Genomic DNA, 25,003 nt, shown 5'->3' on the forward strand with positions numbered 1-25,003 from the left:
GAAGTTATAAAGACGTGAAGGGACGAGGATAATGGCTGACGATTTCGAACTGAATACCGACGATCTCACCCGGCGCATGGATGGCGCCATGGCATCGCTGCGCACGGAGTTTGCCTCGCTGCGCACCGGGCGGGCTTCGGCCTCGATGCTCGAGCCGGTGATGGTAGACGCCTATGGCCAGCAGACCCCGATCAACCAGGTCGGCACGGTGAACGTGCCCGAGCCGCGGATGGTCACGATCAATGTCTGGGACAAGGGTCTCGTCAACAAGGTTGAGAAGGCCATTCGCGAAAGCGGTCTTGGCATCAACCCGCAGCTTAACGGCACCATCATCATGCTGCCGATCCCCGAGCTCAACGAGGAACGCCGCCGCGAGCTTGGCAAAGTGGCGTCGCAATATGCCGAGAGCGCCCGCGTCGCGATCCGCAACGTGCGCCGCGATGGCATGGACCAGATCAAGAAGGCCAAGGCCGATGGCATGTCGGAAGATGACCAGAAATTCTGGGAAACCTCGGTGCAGGAACTGACCGACAGCTTTATCGCCAAGGTGGACGAGGCGCTTGAACACAAGCAAGCCGAGATCATGCAGGTCTGATGCCAGAGGGTTCCGATACGAGTTTGCTGGCCTCCGCGCCGCGCCATGTGGCGATTATCATGGATGGCAATGGCCGCTGGGCGCAATCGCGCGGGCGGCCACGTCTGTTTGGGCATCATGCAGGCGCCAAGCGCGTCCGCGAGATTGTGGAAACCTGTCCCGATCTGGGGGTCAAATACCTGACGGTCTTTGCCTTTTCGACCGAGAACTGGAAACGCACCCAGACCGAGGTGGCGGGGCTCATGAGCCTCTTTCGCCGCTATATCACCAAGGAAGCGCGGGCGCTGCGCGATGATGGCGTGCGGGTGCGGTTCATCGGCGATCGGGTGCGGCTCGACCGCAAGCTTGTGTCGATGATGGACGAGCTCGAGGCGATGACCGAGGGCAATGACCGGGTGCATCTGACCATCGCGCTCAACTATGGCAGCCGCGACGAGGTGGGCCGGGCGATGAAGCTCATGGCCGAGGATGTGGCGGCGAACCGTCTGTCCCCCGGGGATGTCGATGACGGCACGCTGGCGCGGTATCTCGACACGCGGGTGCTGCCCGATCCCGATCTGGTCATTCGCACCAGCGGCGAGGCGCGGATTTCCAACTTTTTGCTCTGGCAATCGGCCTATGCGGAATATGAGTTCATCGACACGCTCTGGCCGGATTTCACCGCCGAAATCTTTACCGGGCTTGTGCATGGCTATGCCAAGCGCGACCGCCGGTTCGGCGCGGTCAAGGCATGAGCCGCAGGGCGAAATGGGCGGATCTCGCGCCGCGCGTCATGACGGCGGCGGTTCTCTTGGCCATCGGTCTGGCAGAGGTCTGGGCCGGGGGCTGGGTCTTTGCGCTGGGCATTCTGGCGCTCTGCGGGCTGATGATCTGGGAATTGTCGCGGATGCTGGCGCCGGGGGCCGAGGGCCGGGCGCTGGGCCTTGCGGTGCTGGGCGTGCTGGCGCTTGGCCTCGGCTGGCTCTTGCCGGGGCTGATGGCGCTGCCGCTCATCGGGGCGGCGGCGATTGGCGGGGCCGGGCGGTTTGCCCGGGATAGATGGATTTTCGGGCTCGGCTGTGCCGCGATCCTGCTTGGCGCGCATGTGCTCTGGGGGCTGCGCGAAGAGGCGGGGCTTGCTTGGCTCTTGTGGATCATCTCGCTGGTGATCCTGTCGGATATTGCCGGGTATTTCGCGGGCAAAACCTTTGGCGGGCCCAAGTTCTGGCCCGCGATCAGCCCCAACAAGACATGGTCGGGCACGATTGCCGGTTGGATCGGCGCGGCGCTGGTGGGGCTGGCCTTTGGCTATTCCACCGAGGCCGGCTTTGGCCTGGTGATCGTGTCGGTGCTCATCGCCATGGCCGGTCAGATGGGCGACATTGCCGAGAGCGCCATCAAGCGGCGCGTCGGCGTCAAAGACAGCTCGGAGCTCTTGCCGGGGCATGGCGGGGTGCTCGATCGCTTTGACGCGATGCTCGGCGCGGCGCTGGCCACCGGGCTGCTCTGGGGGCTGGGACTGATCCCGGGGATCGCATGAAACGGATTTCTATTCTGGGCGCGACCGGCTCTATCGGGCAGAGCACGGTAGACCTCATTGCTCGCGCGCCCGAGGCCTATGCGGTCGAGGCGATGACCGGCGGGCGCAACATCGCCCTTCTGGCGCAGGATGCGCGGCGGTTGGGGGCGCGGATCGCGGTGACCGCCCATGACGATCTGCTCGACGATCTGCGCGCGGCGCTTGCCGGCAGCGGCGTCGAGGCGGCGGCGGGGCGTGCCGCACTTCTCGAGGCGGCGGCGCGGCCGGTGGATTGGGTGATGTCGGCGATTGTCGGCAGTGCGGGGTTGGAACCCGGGCTGGCCGCTGTGGACACAGGCGCGACGCTGGCGCTCGCCAACAAGGAATCGCTGGTCACCGCCGGGCCGATCCTTCTCGACCATGGGCGGCGGGCCGGGGCGACGATCCTGCCCGTCGACAGCGAGCATTCGGGGATTTTCCAGGCCCTACGCGGCGAAGACATGGCCAGCGTCGAGCGGGTGATCATCACCGCCAGCGGCGGGCCGTTCCGTGACCGCAGCCGCGAGGACCTCGCCTCGGTGACGGTGGAAGAGGCCCTGCAGCATCCGAGCTGGTCCATGGGTCAGCGCATCACCATCGACAGCGCCTCGATGTTCAACAAGGCGATGGAGATGATCGAGACCAAGGAATTCTTTGGCATCGAAGCGGAGCGCATCGAGGCGGTGATCCATCCGCAGTCGATCATTCATGCGCTGGTGGGCCATTGCGACGGCGGTATGATCGCCCATATGGGCGCGCCGGATATGCGCCACGCCATCGGCTATGCGCTACACTGGCCCGAGCGCCGTGATCTGCCGGTCGAGCGGCTCGATCTGGTGGCGCTGGGCGCGCTGAGTTTCGCCAAGGCCTGCCCTAAGCGGTTTCGCGCGCTTGGGCTGGCGCGGCAAGTGATGGATCAGGGCGGTCTCTCTGGGGCCGTGTTCAACGCCGCCAAGGAGCGGGCGCTTGATCATTTCCTCGCGGGGCGGGCCAGTTTCCTGCAGATGGACGACCTTGTCGCCGGGGCCTTGGACCGGATGATGGGGCGCGAGGGGTTCGACCGCGTCGAGATGACGCTTGAAACGGTCAGCCATGCAGACCAAGTTACCCGGCAGGCGGTGGATGATATGATCCGCGTCGCCGCCGATTGATCCGACATTAACCGACAGGACCGAGCTTTTGGATATTTCCTCTCTTCTCCCGCAATTTGGCAGCCTTCTGGAAATGATCGCGGCCTTTGTGGTGGCGCTTTCGGTGATCGTCGCGGTTCATGAATACGGCCATTACATCGTCGGGCGCTGGTGCGGGATCAAGGCGGATGTCTTCTCTCTCGGCTTTGGGCCGGTGCTGTTGTCCCGGGTCGACCGGCATGGCACGCGCTGGCAATTGGCGGCGCTGCCCTTTGGCGGCTATGTCAAGTTTCGCGGTGATGCCGATCCGGCGAGCGCGGGCAAGGACGGCGCGGCGATCTCTGAGCTTTCGCCGAGCGAGCTGCGCCAGACCATGCATGGCGCGCCGCTCTGGGCGCGGGCGGCGACGGTGCTTGCCGGTCCGGTGTTCAATTTCATCCTGTCGATCCTGATTTTCGGCGCGGTTCTCATGGTGCAGGGCAGGGTGGCCGAGCCGCTGACCATCAGTGCGCTGCCGCCGCTGCCCTATGAGGAGCTGACGCTTGAACCGGGCGATCAGGTGCTGGCGATCGACGGGCAAGAGCTGCCCGCCTTTTCCGAGCGCGAGGCGTTCCGCGATATGCTCGACGCGTTGCCGCATGAGCGGGTGCTGCCCTATGCGGTGCTGCGGGCGGGCGAAGAGACCATCGTGCGGGGGCCCTATCCGATCCCGCCGCGGGTGGCGCAGCTCTCGCCGAAATCGGCGGCCTATGAGATCGACATGGAAGTGGGCGACATGATCCTCGCGGTCAATGGACGCGAGATCGCGGCCTTTGACGAGATCAAGGAGATCGTCGAGGCCTCGGAAGGCGCGCCGCTGCAGCTCGAAGTGTGGCGCGAGGGTGAGATCCTTGAGTTTGTGCTGGCACCGCGCCGGGTGGACGAGCCGCAGCCGGATGGCGGGTTCAAGACCGAATGGCGGATCGGCATTGCCGGGGGCTATGCGTTTGAGCCGGCGACCGCGACGCTCGGGCCGGTGCAGGCCGCCGGGGCAGGGGTCACGGCGATGACCGGGGTGATCACCAATTCGCTCTCGGGGCTCTATCACATGGTGACCGGCGCGATCAGCAGCTGCAACATGTCGGGGCCCATCGGCATTGCCCAGGTTTCGGGCGCGATGGCCAGTCAAGGGGTCGATAGCTTTATTTGGTTCATCGCGGTTCTGTCGACGGCGGTCGGGCTGCTCAATCTCTTCCCGATCCCCGTTCTCGATGGCGGGCATCTGATGTTCTACGGCTATGAGGCGGTGCGGGGCAAACCGCCGAGCGACGGCGCGCTGCGGGTCTTCATGTCGATCGGGCTCACGCTGATTCTCGCGCTGATGGGCTTTGCGCTGTTGAACGACGTGCTGTGCTAAAAGATTTTGCAGGGAGGTAAAAATTTCCCTGCAAAATCAAGGACAGTTTTAGGCATGGTCACAGAATGGCCATATTTGCCACGATTTTTCGCCACCTTGCGCCGATAGGGTCATCTCACCTGAATCTGTGGAGAGACCCAATGCAGCACCTCGTCGGTGGATATCGTGGCCTGAGCCTGATTGTCGATCTGAACTGGGATCGGCTGTTCTATCTTGCGGCCGTTGGCGGGGCGCTTTTTGCCGCGGCTTTTGTCGCCTCTCTCTAAGGTATTTTCCCACAAAATATGAGGTTTTACCCCCACAGTTGGGGATAAAATGCTGTCTGGACGCATCATATTGAATTGGCGTTTTGACAAGGTCTATGAGACCAGTTAGTGACATCTGATAAGTGGGGTGGCTGACTGGAATATGACTATGCTCGATGCAAACTGTATGTGCCCGAAACGCATTCTTCGCAACGCGCGAGCCGGATTGCTTCCGCTGGTTTTATTTGTAGCTTTGTTTTCAGTATTTAGCGCCAGTGCAGCACGCCAGGCCGAGGCACAGAATTACCGCTTTACTTCTGTCGATGTGGACGGGAACCAGCGGATCGAAACCGGCACCATTCTGACCTATGCGGGAATCGCCCGGGGCGAGACCATCAACGCCGGTCAGTTGAACCAAGCCTATCAGCGGATCGTGAGTTCCGGTCTCTTCGAGAGCGTGTCGCTCGAGCCGCGCGGCAATCTTCTCAAGATCACCGTGAAGGAATACCCGACGATCTCCAAGATCGCCTTTGAGGGCAATCGCAAGCTCAAGGATGACGATCTCAGCGGCTTTATCGAAAGCAGCCCGCGTCAGGTGTTCAACCCCGAGAAGGCCGAGCGCGACGCGCAGACCATCGTCGAAGCCTATGAGCAGAACGGCCGTCTGGCGGCCCGCGTCAAGCCGCGCATCATCCGTCGCAGTGACAACCGCGTCGATCTCGTGTTCGAGATTTTCGAAGGTGGCGCCATCGAGGTGCAGCGCATCGGCTTTGTCGGCAACCGCGCCTATTCCGACCGTCGTCTGCGCCGTGTGCTTGAAAGCAAGCAAGCGGGCCTTCTGCGGGCGCTGATTGCGCGCGACACATTCGTCGAAGATCGGCTCGAGTTCGACAAGCAGGTGCTTGCCGATTTCTATGCCGCCCGTGGCTTTGTCGATTTCCGGGTGACCGGCGTCAATGCCGAGCTGGCCCGCGAGCGCGACACCTATTTCGTGACCTTCAACATCGAAGAGGGGCAGCAATTCCGCTTTGGCGAGATCACCACGATCAGCGAGATCAACGGGGTTGATCCCGACATCTATCAAAACGTGCTCAAGATCCGCCCCGGCGTGATCTATTCGCCGACCGCCGTGGAAAACTCGATTGCCCGGATGGAACGTCAGGGCGTGCGCGATGGGGTGGATTTCCTTCGCATCGAGCCGCGCATCACCCGCAATGACCGCGATCTGACCCTCGATGTCGAATTTGCCATCGTCCGTGGCCCGCGTGTCTTTGTCGAGCGGATCGATATCGAAGGCAACACCACGACGCTCGACCGGGTGATCCGTCGCCAGTTCAAGACCGTCGAGGGCGACCCGTTCAATCCGCGTGAGATCCGTCAGGCGGCCGAACGCATCCGCGCGCTGGGCTATTTTGCCAATGCCGATGTGAATGCCCGCGAAGGCTCGCGCCCCGATCAGGTGGTCGTCGATGTGGATGTGGAAGAGCAGCCCACCGGCACGCTGAGCTTTGGCGCCTCCTATTCGACCAGCAGCGGGTTTGGTGTCTCGGTCGGCCTGCGCGAGCGCAACTTTCTCGGTCGTGGCCAGACGGTGGCAGCGAGCGTCTCTGTCGGCGCGGATACGGTCAACTATAATCTCGACTTCTCCGAGCCTGCCTTCCTGGGTCGTGATGTGGAATTTGGCGTGGGCTTCTCCTATCTCGAAACGGATAGCGACAATGCGCTCTATGACACCAATATCGGCACGTTCCGGCCGCGGCTGAGCTTTCCTGTGAGCGAAAACGGCCGCTTTACCGTGCTCTATTCGGCGCGCTATTCCGAAATGGATAACTATACCGGCACCTCCGGTATTCTCGCCCGGGAGAGCGCAGAGAGCGGCAGCTTTGCCAGCGGCTTTGGCTATAATTACACCTATGACACCCGCCGCTCGGGGCTCAATCCGAACGCCGGCGTGCTACTGTCCTTTGGGCAGGATTTCTACGGGGTCGGTGGCGATCTGGATTACATCCACACCAGCGCGCGGGTTGTCGCCCAAACACGGGTCTTCCACGAGGAAGTGACCTTGCGGGCGACGCTTGAAGGCGGGGCGCTGACCTTCGGCAGCGGGTCGAACAGCCGCGCGGTGGATCGGTTCAGCGGTCAGATCATCCGGGGTTTTGAAAGCAACGGGATCGGGCCTGCGGAAACCAATGGCACGACCACGGAACAGCTTGGCGGCAACTACTATGCCGCGCTCAAGCTCGATGCGGAATTCCCACTCGGCTTGCCTGACGAGTATGGTCTCACTGGCGGCGCTTTCTATGACATCGGCGCGATCTGGGATGTGAATACCGCAGGGGCCACCGGCACCTTGTCGTCGACCGGCTTTGAGGATCGCCATTCCATCGGCCTCTCGCTGATCTGGCGGTCGCCCTTTGGTCCGCTGCGCTTCAACTGGTCAACACCGTTGAAGAAAGAGCCGACAGACAAAACCCAGAACTTTGACATTTCGATCGCCACGGAATTCTGATCATGCCGGGGGCGGCACGGTTTGCAGCCCTGGGTTTGGCGCTCGGCTTGCTGGCAGCGGGGATGGCCCCCGCGCCAACCCAGGCCCAAGCGCCGGCCAGTGATCCTGCACAGGCGGGCGACCGGCAACCTGACCCCATACGTATCCTCGTGCTCGACACCGAGCGGCTCTTTGTCGACTCGGCGCCGGGGCGGGCCTTTCTCGAACGCTACAACACCGAGCGCGAGGCGCTGATTGCCAGCAATCGCACGGTCGAGGAAGAGCTGCGTCAGGAAGAGCAGGAGCTGACCCAGAAGCGGCTGCAGCTCTCGCCCGAGGCGTTTCGCAAGCTGGCGGATGCCTTTGACGAGAAGGTCCGCGAGATCAGGGAACAGAGCGAGCAGGCCTCGCGCGATCTTGAGCGGCGCCGCGATCAAGCGCCGTTTCTGCTGTTGCGACAGGCCGAGACGGTTCTTTTCGAGATCATGCGCGACACCGGCGGTGCGGTGATCCTCGATGCGCGGCAGGTGCTGGTGCGCTCGGATGCGGTGGACATCACCGAACTGGCCATTGCGCGTGTGAACGAGGCGATGGAGAGCCAGGCGGTCGATGACGGGCAGGCGCAGGAGCTGCCTGAGGCCGGCGGTGAGGACACGCAAGACACAGGCCAGCAACCGGCGGAGTGAGGCGCGCGCCGCCTGCCATCGCTTGCCCAAAGCCGGGCCAGTTGCTAAAGCCGAGGGAACGTGATCGGTGGCCCCAAAGAGAGCCGCCGCAGAATATCAGGGCCATGCTGGCCCGGAATAGGAGCATGGATGACTGACGCCCTGAAGACCGCCGATATCCAGATGATCAAGCGGCTTATCCCGCATCGCTACCCGTTTCTTCTCGTCGATAAGGTGGTCGATATCGACGGCTATAAATCGGCCCGTGGCATCAAGAATGTCACCATGAACGAGCCGCATTTTCAGGGCCATTTCCCCGACAAGCCGATCATGCCCGGCGTGACCATCGTCGAGGCCATGGCGCAGACTGCGGCCGTCATGGTGGGCACGGCGCTCGATATGGCGGACAAGAACCTGCTGGTCTACTTCATGGCCATCGACAAATGCAAATTCCGCCGCATGGTGGTGCCGGGCGATGTGCTCGAGATGAATGTCGAGACCATGCGCGGCAAGCCCGGTGGCAAGGTCTGGAAATTCACCGGCGTGGCCACGGTCGAGGGGGAGATGGCCTGTGAGGTCGAATTCACCGCGATGATGGATCTCGACGGCGCCGGAGCCTGAACATGAGCGAGACGCAGATACATCCGAGCGCGATCGTCGAGCCCGGGGCCGAGATTGGCGCGGGCGTGGTGATCGGTCCGTTTTGCCATATCGGGCCCGAGGTCCGGATCGGTGCGGGCAGCGTGATCAAGAGCCATGTGGTGATCACCGGTGACACGCGGATCGGCGAGGACTGCACGATTTTCTCTTTCGCCTGTATCGGCGAGATCCCGCAGGATCTTAAATTCGCGGGCGAAAAGACCCGGCTCGAGATCGGCGACCGCAATCGCATTCGCGAGCATGTGACCATCAATCCCGGCACCGAGGGCGGTGGCGGCGTGACCCGGATCGGCGACGATTGCCTCTTCATGGCGGGCTGTCACGTGGCGCATGACGTGATCATGGGCAACCGGGTGATCGTGGTGAACAACGCGGCGCTTGCAGGCCATTGCATCGTCGAGGATGACGTGATCATCGGCGGTCTCTCGGGCGTGCATCAATTCGTGCGCATTGGCCAAGGCGCGATCATCGGCGCGGTGACCATGGTGACCAATGATGTGATCCCCTACGGGCTCGTGCAGGCGCCGCGCGGCGTGCTTGATGGGCTGAACCTGGTGGGGCTCAAACGGCGCGGTGTGGCGCGGGCGGATATCACGGCGCTGCGCGCGGCGTTTCAGATGCTGGCGCAGGGCGAAGGCGCGTTTCAGGATCGGGCCCGGCGGCTTGGCGAGGAAACCGACAGCGACTATGTCCGCCAGATCGTTGATTTCGTGACCGGCACCAGCGACCGGTCCTTCCTCACCCCCGGAACCGACTGAGATGAGCCGCGATCTGGCAATTCTGGCCTGTGGCGGAGCCTTGCCCGTGCGGCTCGCCGAGGCCCATCCCGAAGCGCATATCTACACGCTCAAGGGCGTGCCGAGTGCGGTGAAGGGTGAGGCGCATCAGCTTGAAAAGATTGGCAGTCTCTTTGATGCGATGAAATCGGCGGGGGTCACGCGGATGGTCTTTGCCGGTCATCTGGCGCGGCCCGCGATCAACCCGGCGGAATGTGATGCGCAGATGCTGAGCATCGCGCCGCGGATCATGCAGGCGCTGCCCAAGGGCGATGACGCGCTCCTGCGCGAAGTCATTGCGATCTTTGAAGAACAGGGCTTTGCCGTGGTGGGCGCGCATGAGTTGTTGCCCGAGCTGGTGGTCGAAAGCGGGCTTGCCCTCGGACCAGCGCCGAGCAAGGCGGAAGAGGCCGATGTGGCGCGGGCCATCGAGATCCTGAGCCATATGTCGCCGCTCGATATCGGGCAGGGCTGTGTGGTGGCGGGCGGTCAGTGCCTGGGCATCGAGACGGTGCAGGGCACGGATGCGATGCTGGGCTTTGTGGCGGGCACGCCAGAGGCGCTGCGGCGCGGGCAGAAGGGGGTCTATGTGAAGGCCCCGAAACGCGGGCAGGATCTGCGCGTGGATATGCCGGCGATTGGCGCGAACACGGTCGAGGCGGTGGCCAAGGCGGGGCTTGCAGGCCTCGTGGTGGCAGCGGATCAGGTGATGATGATCGACCGCAAGACCACACTGGAAGCCTTGGAAAAGACAGGGGTTTTCCTTGTCGCGCGGGCGCTGTGACACGGGTTTTCCTGATCGCTGGTGAAGCCTCGGGGGATCGGCTTGGCGCGGCGCTGATGGCCGGGTTGAAAGAGCTGGGTGTCTCTGAGTTCACCGGCGTCGGCGGGCCGTTGATGCAGGCCGAGGGCATGGCGAGCCTCTTTGATATGAGCGAGCTCAGCGTCATGGGGATCGTCGAGATCCTGCCGAAATACGCCCATCTCAAGCGCCGTATCCGCGAGACGGCGCAGGCCATTCTGGACAGCAAACCCGATGTGGTGATCTCGATCGACAGCCCGGATTTCTGTTTGCGTGTGGCGAAGATCGTCAAGGAAAACAGCGACATACGGACCGTTCATTATGTAGCGCCTTCGGTCTGGGCCTGGCGGCCCAAGCGGGCGGTCAAGATGGCGAAGGTCATTGATCAGGTGCTGACGCTGCTGCCCTTTGAGCCGCCCCTGATGGAGGCCGTTGGGATGCGAGCGGATTTCGTCGGCCATCCGGTGGTGAGCGAGCCGCAGGCGAGCGATGCGGAAATCCTTGATTTCCGGGCACGGCATGGGCTGGGCGAGGATCCGGTGATGCTCGTCCTGCCGGGGTCGCGGCGTGGTGAGGTGAGCCGTCTGGCGCCGATTTTCGGTGCGGCGCTGGCTCCGGTTCTGCAAGACCATCCCAAGATGCGGCTGGTGGTGCCGACCACGGCCCATGTCGCCCCGGCGCTGCGCGAGGCGGTCAAGGATTGGCCGCAGGCGCCGCTCATCCTTGATCCGATCGACATGAAGATCGACCTCTACAGGGCTGATAAACGGGCAGCTTTTGGCGCGGCAACTGGCGCGCTGGCGGCCTCGGGGACGGTGTCGCTCGAGCTTGCGGCGGCCAATACGCCGATGGTCATCGCCTATGATGTGAACTGGATCAGCCGTCAGATCATCGCGGCGCTGTTGCGGATTGATACGCTCACCCTTGTCAATCTGGTGAGCGAGACGCGGGACATTCCCGAGTGCAACGGCAAGCAGTGTAATCCCGCGGAAATTGCCCCGGCGCTGCGCGAGATGCTGGCCCATCCCGAGCGGCAATATGAGGCGATGCGGATCACCATGGAGCGGCTCGGACGCGGTGGCGAGGCCCCCGGTCTGCGGGCGGCGCGGGCGGTGATGGACGGGCTGGAGACGGCTCAGTAGTCCCCGAAACACGCCTGAAAACGCCATGTCGGTAAGACGTCGGTATTGCGTCGGCAACGCGACAGTGGGCGTTTTGGGCAAAATCCCCCGGAGAAATTGAGGTAAATCCAACGGAAAAACCCGCCGCGCGCGGCGACGGGTTTGTGCAGGAAATCGTGAGAAAGGCGAGCGCCGCTCAGCCTTCGCCGCGCCAGATCCAGCCGCCGCCGAGGATGCGGCTGCCTTCGGTCTCGTAGAAGACGCAGGCCTGACCCGGCGAGATGCCGTCTTCGGGGCTCAGCAATTCGACCTCGGCCGTGGTCGGCGACAGCGGGCGAATGACCGCCTCGCGCGGCGGGCGGGTCGAGCGGACCTTGACCGAGACCTGCCATTCGGCGCGGCTGTCGAAGGGTTCGTCGCCGAGCCAGTTGATTTCGCGCACCGGCACGTTGCGGGTCGAGAGCATCTCTTTCGGGCCGACGACCACATGTTTCTTGTCGACGTCGAGTTTCACCACATAGAGCGGATCGCTCAGCCCGCCGATGCCGAGACCGCGGCGCTGACCGATGGTGTAATGGATCACGCCATTATGCGTGCCGAGCACCCGGCCATCGGCATGGACGATCTCGCCGGGTTCGGCCGCGCCGGGGCGCAGTTTCTCGATTACCGCGGCGTAATTGCCATTGGGCACGAAACAGATGTCCTGGCTGTCGGGCTTGTCCGCGACGCTCAGCCCGTATTTCGCCGCCAGCTCGCGGGTGGCATCCTTGGAGGGCAGGTGGCCCAGCGGGAAGCGCAGAAACTCGAGCTGCTCCGGGGTGGTGGAGAAGAGGAAATAGCTCTGATCGCGGTTGGCATCGGTGGCGCAATGCAGCTCGGGGCCGTTTTGGCCCTGCTTGCGCTGGATATAGTGACCGGTGGCCATGCAATCGGCGTCGAGATCGCGGGCGGTTTGCAGCAGGTCCTTGAACTTCACCCGCTCGTTGCACCGGATGCAGGGCACCGGGGTGGCGCCCGCGAGATAGCTGTCGGCGAACTCGTCGATCACCGCGTCCTGGAAGATGTTCTCGTAATCGAGCACGTAATGGGGAAAGCCCATTTCCTCGGCGACGCGGCGGGCATCATGGATGTCGATCCCGGCGCAGCAGGCGCCTTTTTTGGCCAGCGCCGCGCCATGATCGTAGAGCTGCAACGTCACGCCCACCACATCATAGCCCTCTTCGGCGAGCTGCGCCGCGACGACGGAACTGTCGACGCCGCCGGACATGGCCACGACGACGCGGGTTTCCGAGGGCGGCTTGGGCAGGCCGAGCGAGTTTAGCGGGTGATCGAGGGGCATAATCTTCTCCGGTGGAACCAGCGGAATATAGGAAAATCCTAAACACTCTCAAGGGCCGATTTCAGCCTGCGTTAAGGCTCGCCCGGCAGATTACCCCGGCAACCAAGGGGTAGGTGAGATGTATCTGAAGAAAGTTGAAGGGCCAAGGACTGTGACTTTGCCGGATGGGACGGTGCTCTGTCAGGCGGATTTGCCCGATCCGCGCACGCGCCGCTGGGTCGCGTCACGCAAGCTCTCGGTGGTGCGGGGCGTGCTGTATGGGTTGATCACGCAGGAGGAGGCGTTGCGGCGCTATGGGCTCAGCGAGGAGGAGTTTCGCGAATGGGTCCGCGCGGTGAGCCTGCATGGTGAAGCGGCGCTCAAGGTGACGGCGCTCAAGACATTTCGTGATGGGGGTGGTCACAAAGATGAATAGCAGACGCGGTCTTTATTCGATTTGGCAACCGAGGGTTGTGGAGGTTCCTATGACGCTTATAGTAACGGGTGGTTAACCAATTTTCGCCAGTGTCTATCGCAATCGATGACCATTCGGAGAAGTTTAATGCGCGTATTACTGGTGGAAGACGATCCCACGACATCGAAGAGCATCGAGATGATGCTCAGCCATGCCAATCTCAATGTCTATACGACATCGCTTGGCGAAGAGGGTGTCGATCTGGCGCGGCTTTATGATTACGATTTGATCCTTCTCGACCTCGGTCTGCCGGATATGACGGGCCATGAGGTGCTGCGGCAGCTGCGGCTGGCGCGGATCGAGACGCCGATCCTGATCCTGTCGGGGTCGGATGATACGGACAACAAGATCAAGGGATTTGGCTTTGGCGCCGATGATTACCTCACCAAGCCGTTCCATCGGGACGAGCTGGTGGCGCGCATTCATGCGATCATCCGCCGGTCCAAGGGCCATTCGCAATCGGTGATTCGCACCGGCGAGATCAATGTGAACCTCGACGCGAAGACGGTCGATGTGGACGGCAAGACCGTGCATCTCACCGGCAAGGAATATCAGATGCTCGAGCTGTTGAGCCTGCGCAAGGGCACGACGCTCACCAAGGAGATGTTCCTCAACCATCTCTATGGCGGCATGGATGAGCCGGAGCTCAAGATCATCGATGTGTTCATCTGCAAGCTGCGCAAGAAGCTCAGCCAGGCCACCGGCGGCGACAATCATATCGAGACGGTCTGGGGCCGGGGCTATGTGCTGCGCGATCCCGAGAGCACGCAGAACCGCGACGGGCGGCTCGCCATCGGGGCCTGACGGACCGGGGTCTGTGGCGCTGTGGTGATCCGGCGCTTTGGGTTCTGGACCTCGCCGCGCCCGCGTTCTATCCCTTGAGGCGGAGCAAGACCCGCCTGTGGCGCGGTCCACCGGCGCGAGGGGTATCATGGCGGAGACGACAGCGGTTGAGAGGCTCACCGAAGACGCGGCGCGGGCCGAGCTGGCCCGGCTGGCCGATCTGCTGCAGCGTGCCAATGCGGCCTATCACGGGGCGGATGCGCCCGAGATATCCGATGCGGAATATGACGCGCTCAAACAGCGCAATGCCGAGATCGAGGCGCGATTCCCAGAGCTGAAGCGCGACGACAGCCCGAGCGAGCAGGTGGGCGCGGCGCCGTCGGAGGGGTTTGGTAAGGTCGCGCATGAGATCAGGATGCTCAGCCTCGGCAATGCCTTTGCCGATGGGGATGTGGCGGATTTCGACGAACGTATCCGCAAATATCTCGGCCTCGGGTCTGGGGCGGCGCTGGCCTATACGGCGGAGCCCAAGATCGACGGTCTGTCGCTGTCGCTGCGCTATGAGCAGGGCAAGCTGGTGCAGGCGGCGACAAGGGGCGATGGCGCGGTGGGCGAAAATGTGACCGCCAATGCCCGCACCGTGGAAGACATCCCGCAGGAGATTTCGGGCGCGCCGGAGGTTCTCGAGGTGCGCGGCGAGGTCTATATGAGCCATGCAGATTTCGAGGCGCTCAACGCGCGGCAAGAGGCGGCGGGGGCGAAACCCTTTGCCAATCCGCGCAATGCCGCCGCCGGATCGCTGCGCCAGCTTGACCCGGGTGTCACTGCCGCGCGGCCGCTGAAATTCTTTGCCTATGCCTGGGGCGCGCTGTCGGCGCCGCTGGCCGAGACGCAGATGGGCGCGATTGCGCGGCTCGGGGCGCTGGGCTTTCCGGTCAATCCGCTGACCCGGCGCTGTGAGAGCGTGGGTGAGATGATCGCCCATTACCGCGAGATCGAGCAGGGGCGCGCGACGCTCGGCTATGACATCGACGGGGTGGTTTACAAGGTGGATGATCTGGCGTTGCAGGCGCGGCTCGGGTTTCGTTCGACCACGCCGCGCTGGGCGATTGCGCATAAATTTCCCGCCGAGCTGGCCTGGACGCGGCTCGAGGGGATCGACATTCAGGTGGGCCGGACCGGGGCGCTCAGCCCGGTGGCGCGGCTGGCGCCGGTGACCGTGGGCGGCGTGGTGGTGAGCAACGCGACGCTGCATAATGAGGATTATATCGCCGGGCGCGATGCCAAGGGCGGCGAGATCCGCGGCGGCAAGGATATTCGCGTGGGCGATTGGGTGCAGGTCTATCGCGCGGGCGATGTGATCCCGAAGATCGCCGATGTGGACCTCGCCAAGCGGCCCGAGGGGGCGGAGCGATTTGACTTTCCGACGCGCTGCCCGGAATGCGGATCGGAGGCCATTCGTGAAGAGGGCGATGCGGTGCGGCGCTGTAGCGGCGGGCTGATCTGTCCGGCGCAGGCGGTGGAAAAGCTCAAGCATTTCGTCAGCCGCGCCGCCTTTGACATCGAGGGGCTGGGCGCAAAACAGGTGGAGCAATTCTACCGGGATGGCTGGATCAAGGCCCCGGCGGATATTTTCACGCTGCAGGAGCGCTATGGCGCGGGGCTGCAGCAGCTCAAGAACCGCGAGGGCTGGGGCGAGAAAAGCGCCAATAATCTCTTTGCGGCGATCGAGGAAAAGCGACGTATCCCGCTGGCCAAGCTGATCTTTGCGCTGGGCATTCGCCATGCCGGGGAGGTCGCGGCGCGCGATCTGGCGCTGCATTACCGCGACTGGCAGGCGATGGCCGAGGCGATCGACCTGGCGCGCCCGGCGGCGCGGGCCCATCGCGCGGCGGATGAGGCGGAAGAGGCCGAACGGCAGGCGGCCGGGGCCGAGGGGCGGCGGGCGCGGGTGTCCGAGACCCGCGCGGCGGCGGTGGCGGATTGCGACGTGCCGGCAGAGGCGGCGGCGGCCTGGGCCGATCTCATCGCGGTGGACGGGATCGGCGCGGTGCTGGGCCTGTCGCTCTCGGATGCCTTTGCCAATGACCAGGAGCGCGCGGCGATTGACACGCTGGTGGCCGGGCTCGACATCGTGGCGCCCGATGCGCCCGCCGCCGACAGCCCCGTGGCGGGCAAGACGGTGGTGTTCACCGGCAGTCTCGAAAAGATGACGCGGGCCGAGGCCAAGGCGCGGGCCGAGAGCCTTGGCGCGAAAGTGTCGGGATCGGTTTCGGCCAAGACCGACATTCTGGTGGCCGGGCCGGGGGCCGGATCCAAGGCCACCAAGGCGGCCGAGCTCGGCATCGAGACGCTGGACGAGGATGGCTGGCTCGCGTTGATCGGCGACGCATGAGCGGGCGGCCGGAAATCCTCTTTCCGCTCTTTGCCGGGGTCGAGACGCTGCCCGGCGTCGGCCCGAAACTGGCGCAGGCCTTTGAGGGGCTGGGGGTGAGCCGGCCGCGCGATCTCATCTTTACCTTGCCGCATTCGGGAATCGATCGGCGGCGGCGCGACACGATCCGGGGGGCGGAGCTGCCCGGTGTGGTCACGGTCGAGGTCGAAGTGGGCCCCCACCGCGCGCCGCAGCGGCGCGGCGGGCCGTATCGGGTGACGGTGGAGGACAGCGAGACGAGCTTTCAGCTCGTGTTCTTTCACGCGCGCGATGAATATCTGCGGCGTCTCTTGCCAGAGGGCGCGCGGCGGGTCGTGTCGGGGCGGGTCGAGCTTTTCGACGGGATCGCCCAGATGGTGCATCCCGATCATATGCTGCCGGTGGAAGAGACCGGCGAGATCCCCGATTTCGAGCCGGTCTACCCGCTCACCCATGGCATCAGCCAGCGGGTGATGGCCAAGGCGGTGGCGGGGGCGCTGACGCGGGTGACGGCGCTTGAGGAATGGATCGATCCGGGGCAGAAGGCCAAGGCGGGCTGGCCCGATTGGAATGATGCGGTGATCGACGCCCATGGGCCGCAGGATCGCGGCGGCCTCGCGCCGAGCCACCCGGCGCGCGAACGGCTCGCCTATGACGAGTTTCTGGCGCATCAACTGACGCTGGCGCTGGCGCGGGCCAAGCGGCGGGCGGCCAAGGGGCGCGAGAGCCTCGGTGACGGGCATCTGCGCGACAAGGTCCTGGGTGCGCTGCCCTATCGGCCGACCAATGCCCAGACCCGGGCGGTGACGGATATCGCGGGCGACATGGCGCGGCCCGAGCGGATGAACCGGCTGTTGCAGGGCGATGTGGGCGCGGGCAAGACGCTTGTCGCGATGTTGGCGCTGCTCATTGCCGTGGAGGCGGGCGGGCAGGGGGTGATGATGGCCCCGACCGAGATCCTCGCGCGGCAGCATCTGGCGGGGCTGGCGCCTCTGGCCGAGGCGGCGGGGGTGCGGATCGAGATCCTCACCGGGCGCGACAAGGGCGCGGCGCGGGGCGAGAAGCTGCGCGCTCTGGCGGCGGGTGAGATTGGTATTCTGGTGGGCACCCATGCGGTGTTTCAGGCGGATGTGCAATTTGCCGATCTGCGGCTTGCGGTGGTCGATGAGCAGCATCGGTTTGGCGTGCGCCAGCGGCTTGAGCTGGGGCGCAAGGGGGTGCTCGCCGATGTGCTGGTGATGACCGCGACGCCCATTCCGCGCAGCCTGGCGCTGGCGCAGTATGGCGATATGGATGTGAGCATCCTCGACGAGAAACCGCCGGGGCGCAAACCGATCAAGACGGCGCTGGTGAATATGGCGCGAATGGAAGAGGTGGTTGCACATCTGCGCCGCGCCATTGCCGAGGGGCGGCAGGCCTATTGGGTCTGTCCGCTTGTCGAGGAAAGCGAGGCGGTGGATCTGTCGAGCGCCGATGAGCGGTTCAAGGCGCTGCGGGCGGTGCTCGGTGAGGGGCATGTGGGGCTTGTCCATGGTCAGATGCCGCCCGAGGAAAAAGACGCGGCCATGGCGGCGTTTCAGGCGGGCGAGACGGCGGTTCTGGTGGCGACCACGGTGATCGAAGTGGGGGTCGATGTGCCCAATGCCTCGATCATGGTGATTGAGCGGGCCGAGTATTTCGGGCTGGCGCAGCTGCATCAGCTGCGCGGCCGGGTGGGGCGCGGCGAGGCTGAGAGCACCTGTTTGCTGCTCTATCAAGCGCCGCTCAGCGAGACCGGGGAAAAGCGCCTGACCACGATGCGCGAGACCGAGGATGGGTTTCGCATCGCGGAGGTCGATCTCGAGATGCGGGGCGCGGGCGATGTGATCGGCACGGCGCAATCGGGGCTGCCGCGGTTCCGGGTGGCCGATCTCGAGCATCAGGCGGGGTTGATGGCGGTGGCGCAATCGGATGCGCGCAAGCTCTTGCATGATGATCCCGACCTCACCGGCGAGCGCGGGCGCGCGGCGCGTGTTCTGCTCTGGCTGATGGAACAGGATCAGGCGATCGGGCTGATCAAGGTCGGCTGAGCCGCGTTTTGTTCCAATTTCTTACCCTATAAAATCAAGCACTTGGGGATATTTGTTCCTAAGTGTTCTCAAATGTTCTTAAAAAGTTCTTTACAGGTTCCGGAAAAAATGAGAACAAATAAGCAACACGCAATCAAGGGAGGTTACGATGCTTCGCCAGATCACCACCACCGCCAGCCGCTGTGACACGCTTTTGAGCGATGCCATTGGCGGCGCTGCCTTGATGGTCTTGCTGATCGGAGGTCTCTACCTGCCCGGATTGTTCTGAGTTCTGCCTGCGACCCTTCCGTACCGGCGCGCAAGACGCATCACCTGTCCCCAAGCGATGATGCCGCGCGATCCATATCTGTCCCATTGGACGCGATTGCCCGGGTTTCTCTGCCTGTTTCCCCGGCCTCAGATATGCGCCCCGGATCCCGACGGAAGCCGCAATTCCTGACCGCCGCCATGCCCAGCATGTGCGGCGGCTTTTTTATGGGCGGGGGGATTTAGGCGCAGCTTTGCTTTGCGAGCTCGTCGAGCGCCTCGACTGAGGCGTCGAGGGTCAGCAGGATCGAGGCGTGGCGGTTTTTATAGTCGCGGGCGGGTTGCAGCACTTCGAGCCCGTCGAAGGGCGCGGGCGGCACCGGGCCGCCGTCCTTGAGCATGTGCCGCAGCGCGTCGCGGGCCTGGGTCACCTCGGCCCGGGTCAGCCCGATGATATTGGCGCCGACGATGCTGGCCGCGGCCTGGCCCAGAGCGCAGGCTTTGACGTCCTGGGCATAATCGGTGATCCGGCCCTGATCATCGGTGTTGATGTCCACGGTCACGGTCGAGCCACAGAGCGGCGCGCGTTTCTTGACGCTGGCCGAGGGCGCGTCGAGCCGGCCCACCCGAGGCATATCGGCGGCGAGCGCGAGAATTCGGGCTGAATAAAGCTTGATCAGATCGGTTTCGCCGCTCATGGCTTTTCCTTTGTGTCGCTGTCTCTTAGATAGACCTGCACGCCGGACAAGGAAAGGGCCCCGCATGACATTCGATCCCGCAACCCTGCGCTATGATGCCGCCGGGCTCATCCCCGCCATTGCCCAAGATGCCGAGACCGGCGAGATTTTGATGATGGCCTGGATGTCGTCGGAGGCGGTGGCGCGCACGCTCGAGACCGGGCGGGTGACCTATTGGAGCCGGTCGCGCCAGAGCTTCTGGATCAAGGGCGAAACCAGCGGCCATGTGCAGGAGCTGGTGGAGATGCGCGTCGATTGCGACCGCGATTGCCTTTTGGTGCTGATCCGGCAGACCGGGCCTGCCTGTCACACCAACCGCCGCAGCTGTTTCTACACGGCGCTGCGCGACGGGGAAGAGGTCGAGATCATGGCGCCGATGGCGGAGTGACGGGGGAGGGGCGCGGCCCCTCTTGGCCCAAGGGCCAATTCACCCCGGGATATTTCCCGCCAGAAGATGCGAAAACCCCGCCATGCGGCGGGGTTTTGCTTTGGTTTTGCGGGGTTCGATCAGGCGCGGCGGCGGCGGCCACCGGTGCGGCCGGCGCGGCCGCGGCCTTCTTCGCCGGCTTTCGGCGGGGCCTTGTTGAACTTGATCCAATTGCCGCCATGCGGGTCGTTGTTGGTCAGGAAGTTGGCGGCGAGGATCGCCTCCATCTCCTTGCCGGCGCGCGGCTTGGTCGAGCCGAGGCCGAAGAGCTGACAGAAGGTTTCGTCATCCATATCCTCGGGCAGCACCAGACCGGCGGCGGCGACTTCGAGCTTTTTGGCTTCGATCTCGGCCATTTTCACCGGCAGCGCCACCGGGTTCATGATCGCGGAGGTCATGCCCGCGCCCATGGCCATCGGCAGGAAGGCGTTGTTGATGCCGTGACGGTTGGGCAGGCCGAAGGAGATGTTCGACGCGCCGCAGGTGGTGTTGACGCCCAGCTCTTCGCGCAGTTTGCGGACCAGGGTGAAGACCTGCTGACCGGCGGTGCCCATGGCGCCGATCGGCATGACCAGCGGGTCGACCACGATGTCATGCGCCGGGATGCCGAAATCGGCGGCGCGTTCGACGATCTTCTTGGCCACGGCGAAGCGGACCTCGGGATCCTCGGAAATGCCGGTGTCGTCGTTGGAGATGGCCACCACCGGCACGTTGTATTTCTTGACCAGCGGCAGCACGAACTCGAGCCGGTCCTCTTCGCCGGTGACCGAGTTCAGCAGCGGACGGCCTTCGCAGGCCTGCAGACCGGCCTCGAGCGCGGCGGGGACCGAGCTGTCGATACAGAGCGGCACGTCGACGAGGCCTTGCACCAGCTCGACGATCTTGGTCATCAGCGGCGGTTCGGTCTCGTTCGGGTTGGGGTTCGAGTTATAGACCACGCCCGCGTTGATATCGAGCACCGTGGCGCCGGCCTCGACCTGGGCGATGGCATCGGCTTCGACGGTCGAAAAATCGCCGGCCTCAAGTTCGGCTGCGAGCTTTTTGCGCCCGGTGGGGTTGATGCGTTCACCAATCACGCAGAACGGCTGATCAAAGCCGATGATGGCGGTTTTGGTTTTGCTCTCGACGACAGTGCGGGTCATGTAACTTCCTTTAGGCGGGGTTGACGGGCTGGGTGGACGCGCCACCGTTTTCGATGGCCCATGTGGCATTGGTCTTGATCCCGCCCAGCGGGAAGAAATGCACGTTGGTGATGTTGAAATCCGGGTTGGCGGCCTTGTGGGCGGCCAGCTCGGCGATGACATCGGTGGGCTCGTAGGGCAGCAGCAGCTTGGACACGTCCATGGCGCGTTTCTGCAGAACCTTGAGCGACGGGCCGACACCGCAGGCGATGGCAAACTTGATCAGCGTCTGCAGCTTGGCCGGGCCGGCGATGCCGATATGGATGGGCAGGGTGACGCCCGCCTCGCGCAGGCTGTCGGCCCAGGCGATGATCGGCTTGGCGTCGAAGGCAAACTGTGTCGCCAGCGCCATTTCGGCATCGGTGGTTTCGTTGAATTTCGTCTTCCAGCGCAGAGCGGCATCGACATTGGTCGAGGAGCCATCGGGATCGATGTCCTTGTTGCCCTCGGGGTGGCCGGCGACATGCAGCCGGGTAAAGCCCGCGCGGTCGAACTCGCCGGTTTCCAGAAGCTGCATCGAGCTGTCGAAATCGCCATGCGGGTTGGTCACGCCACCGGCCAGCAGAAGCGCCTGTTTGACGTCGGCCTCGCCCTGATAGCGGGCGATCCAATCGGTGAGCGTGGCGCGGTCCTTGATGATGCGCGCCGGGAAATGCGGCATCACCGGAAAGCCTTCGGCGTTGATCCGTTTGGCGGTGGCGACCATGTCCTCGATCGGCGTGCCCTCGATATGGGCGATATAGACGCGGGTGCCTTCGGGCAGCAGGGCGCGGAAATCCTCGACCTTCTCGGCGGTGCGCGGCATCACCTCGATCGAGTAATCCTTGAGGAAGGCCTCGACCTGACCATTGACGGGCGTGTCGGCGGGTTTCTCACGTTTGCGGAAATTCAACAGAGCCATCGCGGCCTCCCAGAGTGTACGGGGCATTAAGCCCAGCCATCATTGGCGATCAGTTGCTTGATGCGCTCCTGATCATATTCAGCGTCGAGCCGGGCAACCTCGGCTTCGACAATCTCGGCGGGATCGCCCTCGATCTGGACCGGCGCGGCCTTGCGCCACTCGGCCAGATAGGCATCGGTGTCCTGTGCGCCCACTTTCATGGCCGCGCGGTCGATGGCCTGTTCGAACCGTTCGGGAAGCGGTTTTTTCGCGCCCCGGCGGCCCTTGCCCACGATGACCTGCGCGGGAATGTCGCGCCAGTATACGATTGTCACATCAGCCATGGTTGATTCCCCGTTTTCGATTGATCCTGTCTAAACCGCGCCCAAGGGTCCGCGACGTCGATTTTCGACATAAACGCTTCGTGCTGCGACCTTTGGCGACCATGCGACAGCCAGCGGGGAATGGCCAGAGAGGCGCGGTGGAGAAATCTTCATCATCAAGATGAGCCCTGCTCGGCGCTTGCGGAGCGTCAGGGAAAGACCTAGGTTAAAGGTAACTCGAAATGGAGGGCGTGACGTGATGGCGCCCAAGCGTCCCAAAGGTGCGGGCGCACTCCCGAAGCCGGTCGAGAGCGCCGCGCCCGAACAGCCCCGATCCCGTCCGCTTTATGCGGCGCTGGACCTGGGAACGAACAGTTGTCGCATGCTGATTGCCGAACCGAGGGGCAATCAGTTCAAAGTTGTGGACAGCTTTTCGAAATCCGTGCAGCTCGGCTCTGGTCTGGAGAAGACCGGGCGGCTGTCGCGCGGCTCGATCGCGCGGACCATTCAGGCGCTGCGGGTCTGTCAGCAAAAGCTCAAGCGGCACAAGGTGCGCAACATGCGGCTGGTGGCGACCGAGGCCTGTCGGCGGGCGGTGAATGGTGAGCAGTTCCTCAACCGGGTGGCGCGGGAGACCGGGCTCAAGCTCGAGATCATCCGGCCGCAGGAAGAGGCGCAGCTGGCGGTGGTGTCCTGTGCGCCGCTGGTCAGCCCGAAGACCGATCAGCTCTTGGTGGTGGATATCGGCGGCGGCTCGACCGAGCTTGTCTGGATCGACCTGACGGCGGTGCCAGAGCAGGAGCGGATCAAATCGATCATGCAGCTCTGCACCGGGTTCGACCGGCCCTGTGACGACGGCCCGCGGGCGCGGGTGGTGGATTGGATCAGCGTGCCGCTCGGCGTGGCGACGCTGCGCGATCAGTTCCAGGATGTCGAGGATGACGCGGCGCGGTTCGCGCTGATGAGCTGGTTCTTCGAGGAAAACCTTGCGGAATTCGCGCCTTACAAGGAAGAGCAGGCGCGCGAAGGCTTTCAGATCGTCGGCACCAGCGGCACGGTGACCACGGTCGCGGCCAGCCACCTTGGGCTGCGGCGCTATGACCGCAACCGCGTCGATGGGTTGCGCATGACGAGCAACGAGATAGATACGGTCATTCGCAGCTATCTGGCGCTTGGGCCTGAGGGGCGGCGGCGCGACCCCCGGATCGGGCTCGACCGGCAAGCGTTGATCATGTCCGGGGCGGCGATCCTGCAGGCGCTGTTGCGCTGTTGGCCGACGGATCGGCTGTCGGTGGCGGATCGCGGTCTGCGCGAAGGTATGTTATACGCCCAGATGGCCGCCGATGGCGTTTTGAGAGATGAGGACGAATGATGGCGAAGGGGCCGGACGGCAAGAACACCTCGGGACGCGGGCAGCGCGACCTTACGGTGAAGGTGAAAACCGCGCGGGGACGGCGCAATTCCTCGACCCGCTGGCTGCAGCGGCAGCTCAACGATCCCTATGTGAAACGCGCGCAGGCCGAAGGCTATCGCGGGCGGGCGGCGTTCAAGATCATGGAGCTCGATGACAAGTTCCGTTTCCTGGTGAACGGCGCGCGGGTGGTCGATCTTGGCTGTGCGCCGGGCGGCTGGGCGCAGGTGGCGGTGCCGCGGATCAACGCGCTGGGCGAAAAGCCGGGCAAGGCGGTGGGCCGGTTCATCGGCGTCGATCTGCAAGAGGTCGAGCCGCTGGCGGGGGCCGAATTCCACGTGCTCGATTTCATGGAAGACGGGGCCGATGACAAGGTCAAGGAATGGCTTGGCGGGCGCGCCGATGTGGTTATGTCCGACATGGCCGCGTCGAGTTCCGGCCATAAGCAGACCGACCATCTGCGGATCATCGCACTGTGCGAGGCGGCGGCCTATCTCGCCTTTGACGTGCTCGAAGAGGGTGGGACGTTTGTCTCCAAGGTACTCGCCGGTGGGGCGGAAGGCGATTTGCAGAAACTGCTCAAGCAGCGGTTCACCAAGGTGGCCAATGTCAAACCGCCGGCGTCACGGCCTGACAGTTCCGAGAAATTCGTCATCGCCACCGGGTTTCGCGGCTAGATGCTGCGGGACGTGCCGCCGATCTGGTTCCTGCGCCATGGCGAGACCGAGTGGAACCTCGAGAAACGCATTCAGGGTCGCCGCGATTCCTCGCTGACCGCGCGGGGCGTCGGGCAGGCCCATGCGCAGGCGCGGCTCATGTCAGGGATCATCCCAGAAGTGCTGGGCGCGGGCGGCGGGCTCTTTGTGTCGCCGCAGGGGCGGGCGCAGGCCACGGCGCGGATCGCGCTGGCAGGGCATGGTTTTGCCACCGATGCAAGGCTCTCTGAGATCGACACCGGCGACTGGGAAGGCCAGCTGCGCAGCGAGGTGGTCGGCGGGCAGGACGGGCTCGCGGCCTATGCGGCGGCGCCGGGGGGCGAGGGCTTTGACGGTCTTTCGGCGCGGGTCACGGAATTTCTATCAGAACTGCGCGCGCCTGCGGTGATCGTGTCGCATGGCATTCTGGGGCAGGTGTTGCGCGGTTTGATCTGTGGGCTTGGACCCGACGAGATGGCGCGGCTCAGCAATCATCAGGGCTGTGCCTATCTGCTCAAAGAGGGCGGTGAAACGCTGCTCCGCGAAGAGGCGAAGGCCTAGCCGCGCGATTTCGATCACGCGCGCCTTTTGCCCTCTTGCAACGCTCCGCGCGCTTGGCTATGACGCGGC

At 64.0% G+C, this 25,003-nt stretch carries 25 protein-coding genes; 20 read left to right on the forward strand and 5 right to left on the reverse strand.

Annotated elements, in window-relative coordinates:
• Positions 1 to 31: 31 nt before the first annotated feature.
• From frr to lpxB, 12 genes are all read left to right on the forward strand, one after another.
• Positions 32 to 595, forward strand: a complete 564-nt coding sequence (gene frr / locus ISM_RS14850) for a ribosome recycling factor (RefSeq protein WP_009815012.1) — start codon at positions 32 to 34, stop codon at positions 593 to 595.
• The gene (uppS, locus tag ISM_RS14855) at positions 595 to 1,329 is read left to right on the forward strand and encodes a polyprenyl diphosphate synthase (RefSeq protein WP_009815013.1); all 735 of its coding nucleotides are present in this window, start codon (positions 595 to 597) and stop codon (positions 1,327 to 1,329) included. Before frr ends, uppS begins: the two co-directional genes overlap by 1 nt.
• Complete coding sequence (locus ISM_RS14860) at positions 1,326 to 2,114, forward strand: phosphatidate cytidylyltransferase (RefSeq protein ID WP_009815014.1); 789 nt, start codon at positions 1,326 to 1,328, stop codon at positions 2,112 to 2,114. Before uppS ends, ISM_RS14860 begins: the two co-directional genes overlap by 4 nt.
• A complete protein-coding gene (dxr, locus tag ISM_RS14865) occupies positions 2,111 to 3,283 on the forward strand; it encodes a 1-deoxy-D-xylulose-5-phosphate reductoisomerase (RefSeq protein ID WP_009815015.1) in 1,173 nt (390 codons plus the stop codon). Before ISM_RS14860 ends, dxr begins: the two co-directional genes overlap by 4 nt.
• A gap of 28 nt (positions 3,284 to 3,311) precedes the next feature.
• Positions 3,312 to 4,658, forward strand: a complete 1,347-nt coding sequence (gene rseP, locus ISM_RS14870) for an RIP metalloprotease RseP (protein WP_040618118.1) — start codon at positions 3,312 to 3,314, stop codon at positions 4,656 to 4,658.
• A gap of 140 nt (positions 4,659 to 4,798) precedes the next feature.
• Positions 4,799 to 4,924, forward strand: coding sequence for a hypothetical protein (locus ISM_RS18610; RefSeq protein ID WP_009815017.1), 126 nt, complete (start codon positions 4,799 to 4,801; stop codon positions 4,922 to 4,924).
• A 166-nt stretch (positions 4,925 to 5,090) separates the two neighbouring features.
• A complete protein-coding gene (gene bamA / locus ISM_RS14875; RefSeq protein ID WP_198011693.1) occupies positions 5,091 to 7,412 on the forward strand; it encodes an outer membrane protein assembly factor BamA in 2,322 nt (773 codons plus the stop codon).
• Positions 7,413 to 7,414: 2 nt separating this feature from the next.
• Positions 7,415 to 8,077, forward strand: coding sequence for an OmpH/Skp family outer membrane protein (locus tag ISM_RS17815; RefSeq protein ID WP_009815019.1), 663 nt, complete (start codon positions 7,415 to 7,417; stop codon positions 8,075 to 8,077).
• 129 nt (positions 8,078 to 8,206) lie between these two features.
• Positions 8,207 to 8,677 carry a 3-hydroxyacyl-ACP dehydratase FabZ gene (fabZ, locus tag ISM_RS14885; RefSeq protein WP_009815020.1) on the forward strand — a complete coding sequence of 157 codons (471 nt, stop codon included), beginning with the start codon at positions 8,207 to 8,209 and terminating at the stop codon, positions 8,675 to 8,677.
• A gap of 2 nt (positions 8,678 to 8,679) precedes the next feature.
• Positions 8,680 to 9,474, forward strand: coding sequence for an acyl-ACP--UDP-N-acetylglucosamine O-acyltransferase (gene lpxA / locus ISM_RS14890; protein ID WP_009815021.1), 795 nt, complete (start codon positions 8,680 to 8,682; stop codon positions 9,472 to 9,474).
• A gap of 1 nt (position 9,475) precedes the next feature.
• Positions 9,476 to 10,276 (forward strand): LpxI family protein, encoded by an 801-nt coding sequence (locus tag ISM_RS14895; protein ID WP_009815022.1) that lies wholly within the window; start codon positions 9,476 to 9,478, stop codon positions 10,274 to 10,276.
• Positions 10,273 to 11,436 carry a lipid-A-disaccharide synthase gene (gene lpxB / locus ISM_RS14900; RefSeq protein WP_009815023.1) on the forward strand — a complete coding sequence of 388 codons (1,164 nt, stop codon included), beginning with the start codon at positions 10,273 to 10,275 and terminating at the stop codon, positions 11,434 to 11,436. Before ISM_RS14895 ends, lpxB begins: the two co-directional genes overlap by 4 nt.
• A 175-nt stretch (positions 11,437 to 11,611) precedes the next feature.
• Here lpxB and mnmA read toward each other — a convergent pair whose 3' ends face one another.
• Positions 11,612 to 12,754, reverse strand: coding sequence for a tRNA 2-thiouridine(34) synthase MnmA (mnmA, locus tag ISM_RS14905; protein ID WP_009815024.1), 1,143 nt, complete (start codon positions 12,752 to 12,754; stop codon positions 11,612 to 11,614).
• 118 nt (positions 12,755 to 12,872) lie between these two features.
• Here mnmA and sciP point away from each other — a divergent pair, with 118 nt between their 5' ends.
• The 4 genes from sciP (at position 12,873) to recG (ending at position 18,473) form a co-directional block, all read left to right on the forward strand.
• A complete protein-coding gene (gene sciP / locus ISM_RS14910) occupies positions 12,873 to 13,169 on the forward strand; it encodes a CtrA inhibitor SciP (protein WP_040618120.1) in 297 nt (98 codons plus the stop codon).
• A gap of 126 nt (positions 13,170 to 13,295) precedes the next feature.
• A complete protein-coding gene (gene ctrA, locus ISM_RS14915) occupies positions 13,296 to 14,012 on the forward strand; it encodes a response regulator transcription factor CtrA (RefSeq protein ID WP_040618121.1) in 717 nt (238 codons plus the stop codon).
• Positions 14,013 to 14,139: 127 nt separating this feature from the next.
• On the forward strand, positions 14,140 to 16,386 hold the full coding sequence (gene ligA / locus ISM_RS14920; protein WP_009815027.1) for an NAD-dependent DNA ligase LigA: 2,247 nt from the start codon (positions 14,140 to 14,142) through the stop codon (positions 16,384 to 16,386).
• A complete protein-coding gene (recG, locus tag ISM_RS14925; RefSeq protein WP_009815028.1) occupies positions 16,383 to 18,473 on the forward strand; it encodes an ATP-dependent DNA helicase RecG in 2,091 nt (696 codons plus the stop codon). Before ligA ends, recG begins: the two co-directional genes overlap by 4 nt.
• A 488-nt stretch (positions 18,474 to 18,961) precedes the next feature.
• Here recG and ISM_RS14930 read toward each other — a convergent pair whose 3' ends face one another.
• Positions 18,962 to 19,417: an iron-sulfur cluster assembly scaffold protein gene (locus ISM_RS14930; protein ID WP_009815030.1), complete on the reverse strand. Its 456-nt coding sequence runs from the start codon at positions 19,415 to 19,417 to the stop codon at positions 18,962 to 18,964.
• A gap of 64 nt (positions 19,418 to 19,481) precedes the next feature.
• Here ISM_RS14930 and hisI point away from each other — a divergent pair, with 64 nt between their 5' ends.
• Entirely contained in the window at positions 19,482 to 19,844 is a 363-nt protein-coding gene (hisI, locus tag ISM_RS14935; protein ID WP_009815031.1) for a phosphoribosyl-AMP cyclohydrolase, read from the forward strand.
• A 119-nt stretch (positions 19,845 to 19,963) separates the two neighbouring features.
• On the opposite strand, the gene ISM_RS14940 is transcribed toward hisI, so the two are convergent.
• From ISM_RS14940 to ISM_RS14950, 3 genes are read right to left on the reverse strand one after another with little or no spacing between them, the layout of a single operon-like run.
• Positions 19,964 to 21,025, reverse strand: coding sequence for a methyltetrahydrofolate cobalamin methyltransferase (locus tag ISM_RS14940; RefSeq protein WP_009815032.1), 1,062 nt, complete (start codon positions 21,023 to 21,025; stop codon positions 19,964 to 19,966).
• 10 nt (positions 21,026 to 21,035) lie between these two features.
• Positions 21,036 to 21,965, reverse strand: coding sequence for a methylenetetrahydrofolate reductase (locus ISM_RS14945; protein WP_040618599.1), 930 nt, complete (start codon positions 21,963 to 21,965; stop codon positions 21,036 to 21,038).
• Between the two features lie 26 nt (positions 21,966 to 21,991).
• Positions 21,992 to 22,288 (reverse strand): virulence factor, encoded by a 297-nt coding sequence (locus ISM_RS14950; protein ID WP_009815034.1) that lies wholly within the window; start codon positions 22,286 to 22,288, stop codon positions 21,992 to 21,994.
• 238 nt (positions 22,289 to 22,526) lie between these two features.
• Here ISM_RS14950 and ISM_RS14955 point away from each other — a divergent pair, with 238 nt between their 5' ends.
• The 3 genes from ISM_RS14955 to ISM_RS14965 are packed head-to-tail and all read left to right on the forward strand — an operon-like array spanning position 22,527 to position 24,934.
• On the forward strand, positions 22,527 to 23,639 hold the full coding sequence (locus ISM_RS14955; protein WP_040618122.1) for a Ppx/GppA phosphatase family protein: 1,113 nt from the start codon (positions 22,527 to 22,529) through the stop codon (positions 23,637 to 23,639).
• On the forward strand, positions 23,639 to 24,355 hold the full coding sequence (locus ISM_RS14960) for an RlmE family RNA methyltransferase (RefSeq protein ID WP_040618600.1): 717 nt from the start codon (positions 23,639 to 23,641) through the stop codon (positions 24,353 to 24,355). Before ISM_RS14955 ends, ISM_RS14960 begins: the two co-directional genes overlap by 1 nt.
• Positions 24,356 to 24,934 (forward strand): histidine phosphatase family protein, encoded by a 579-nt coding sequence (locus ISM_RS14965; protein ID WP_009815037.1) that lies wholly within the window; start codon positions 24,356 to 24,358, stop codon positions 24,932 to 24,934.
• The last annotated feature ends 69 nt before the right edge of the window (positions 24,935 to 25,003 follow it).

Origin of the sequence: Roseovarius nubinhibens ISM, assembly GCF_000152625.1 — a bacterium.
Classification (GTDB): Bacteria; Pseudomonadota; Alphaproteobacteria; order Rhodobacterales; family Rhodobacteraceae; genus Roseovarius; species Roseovarius nubinhibens.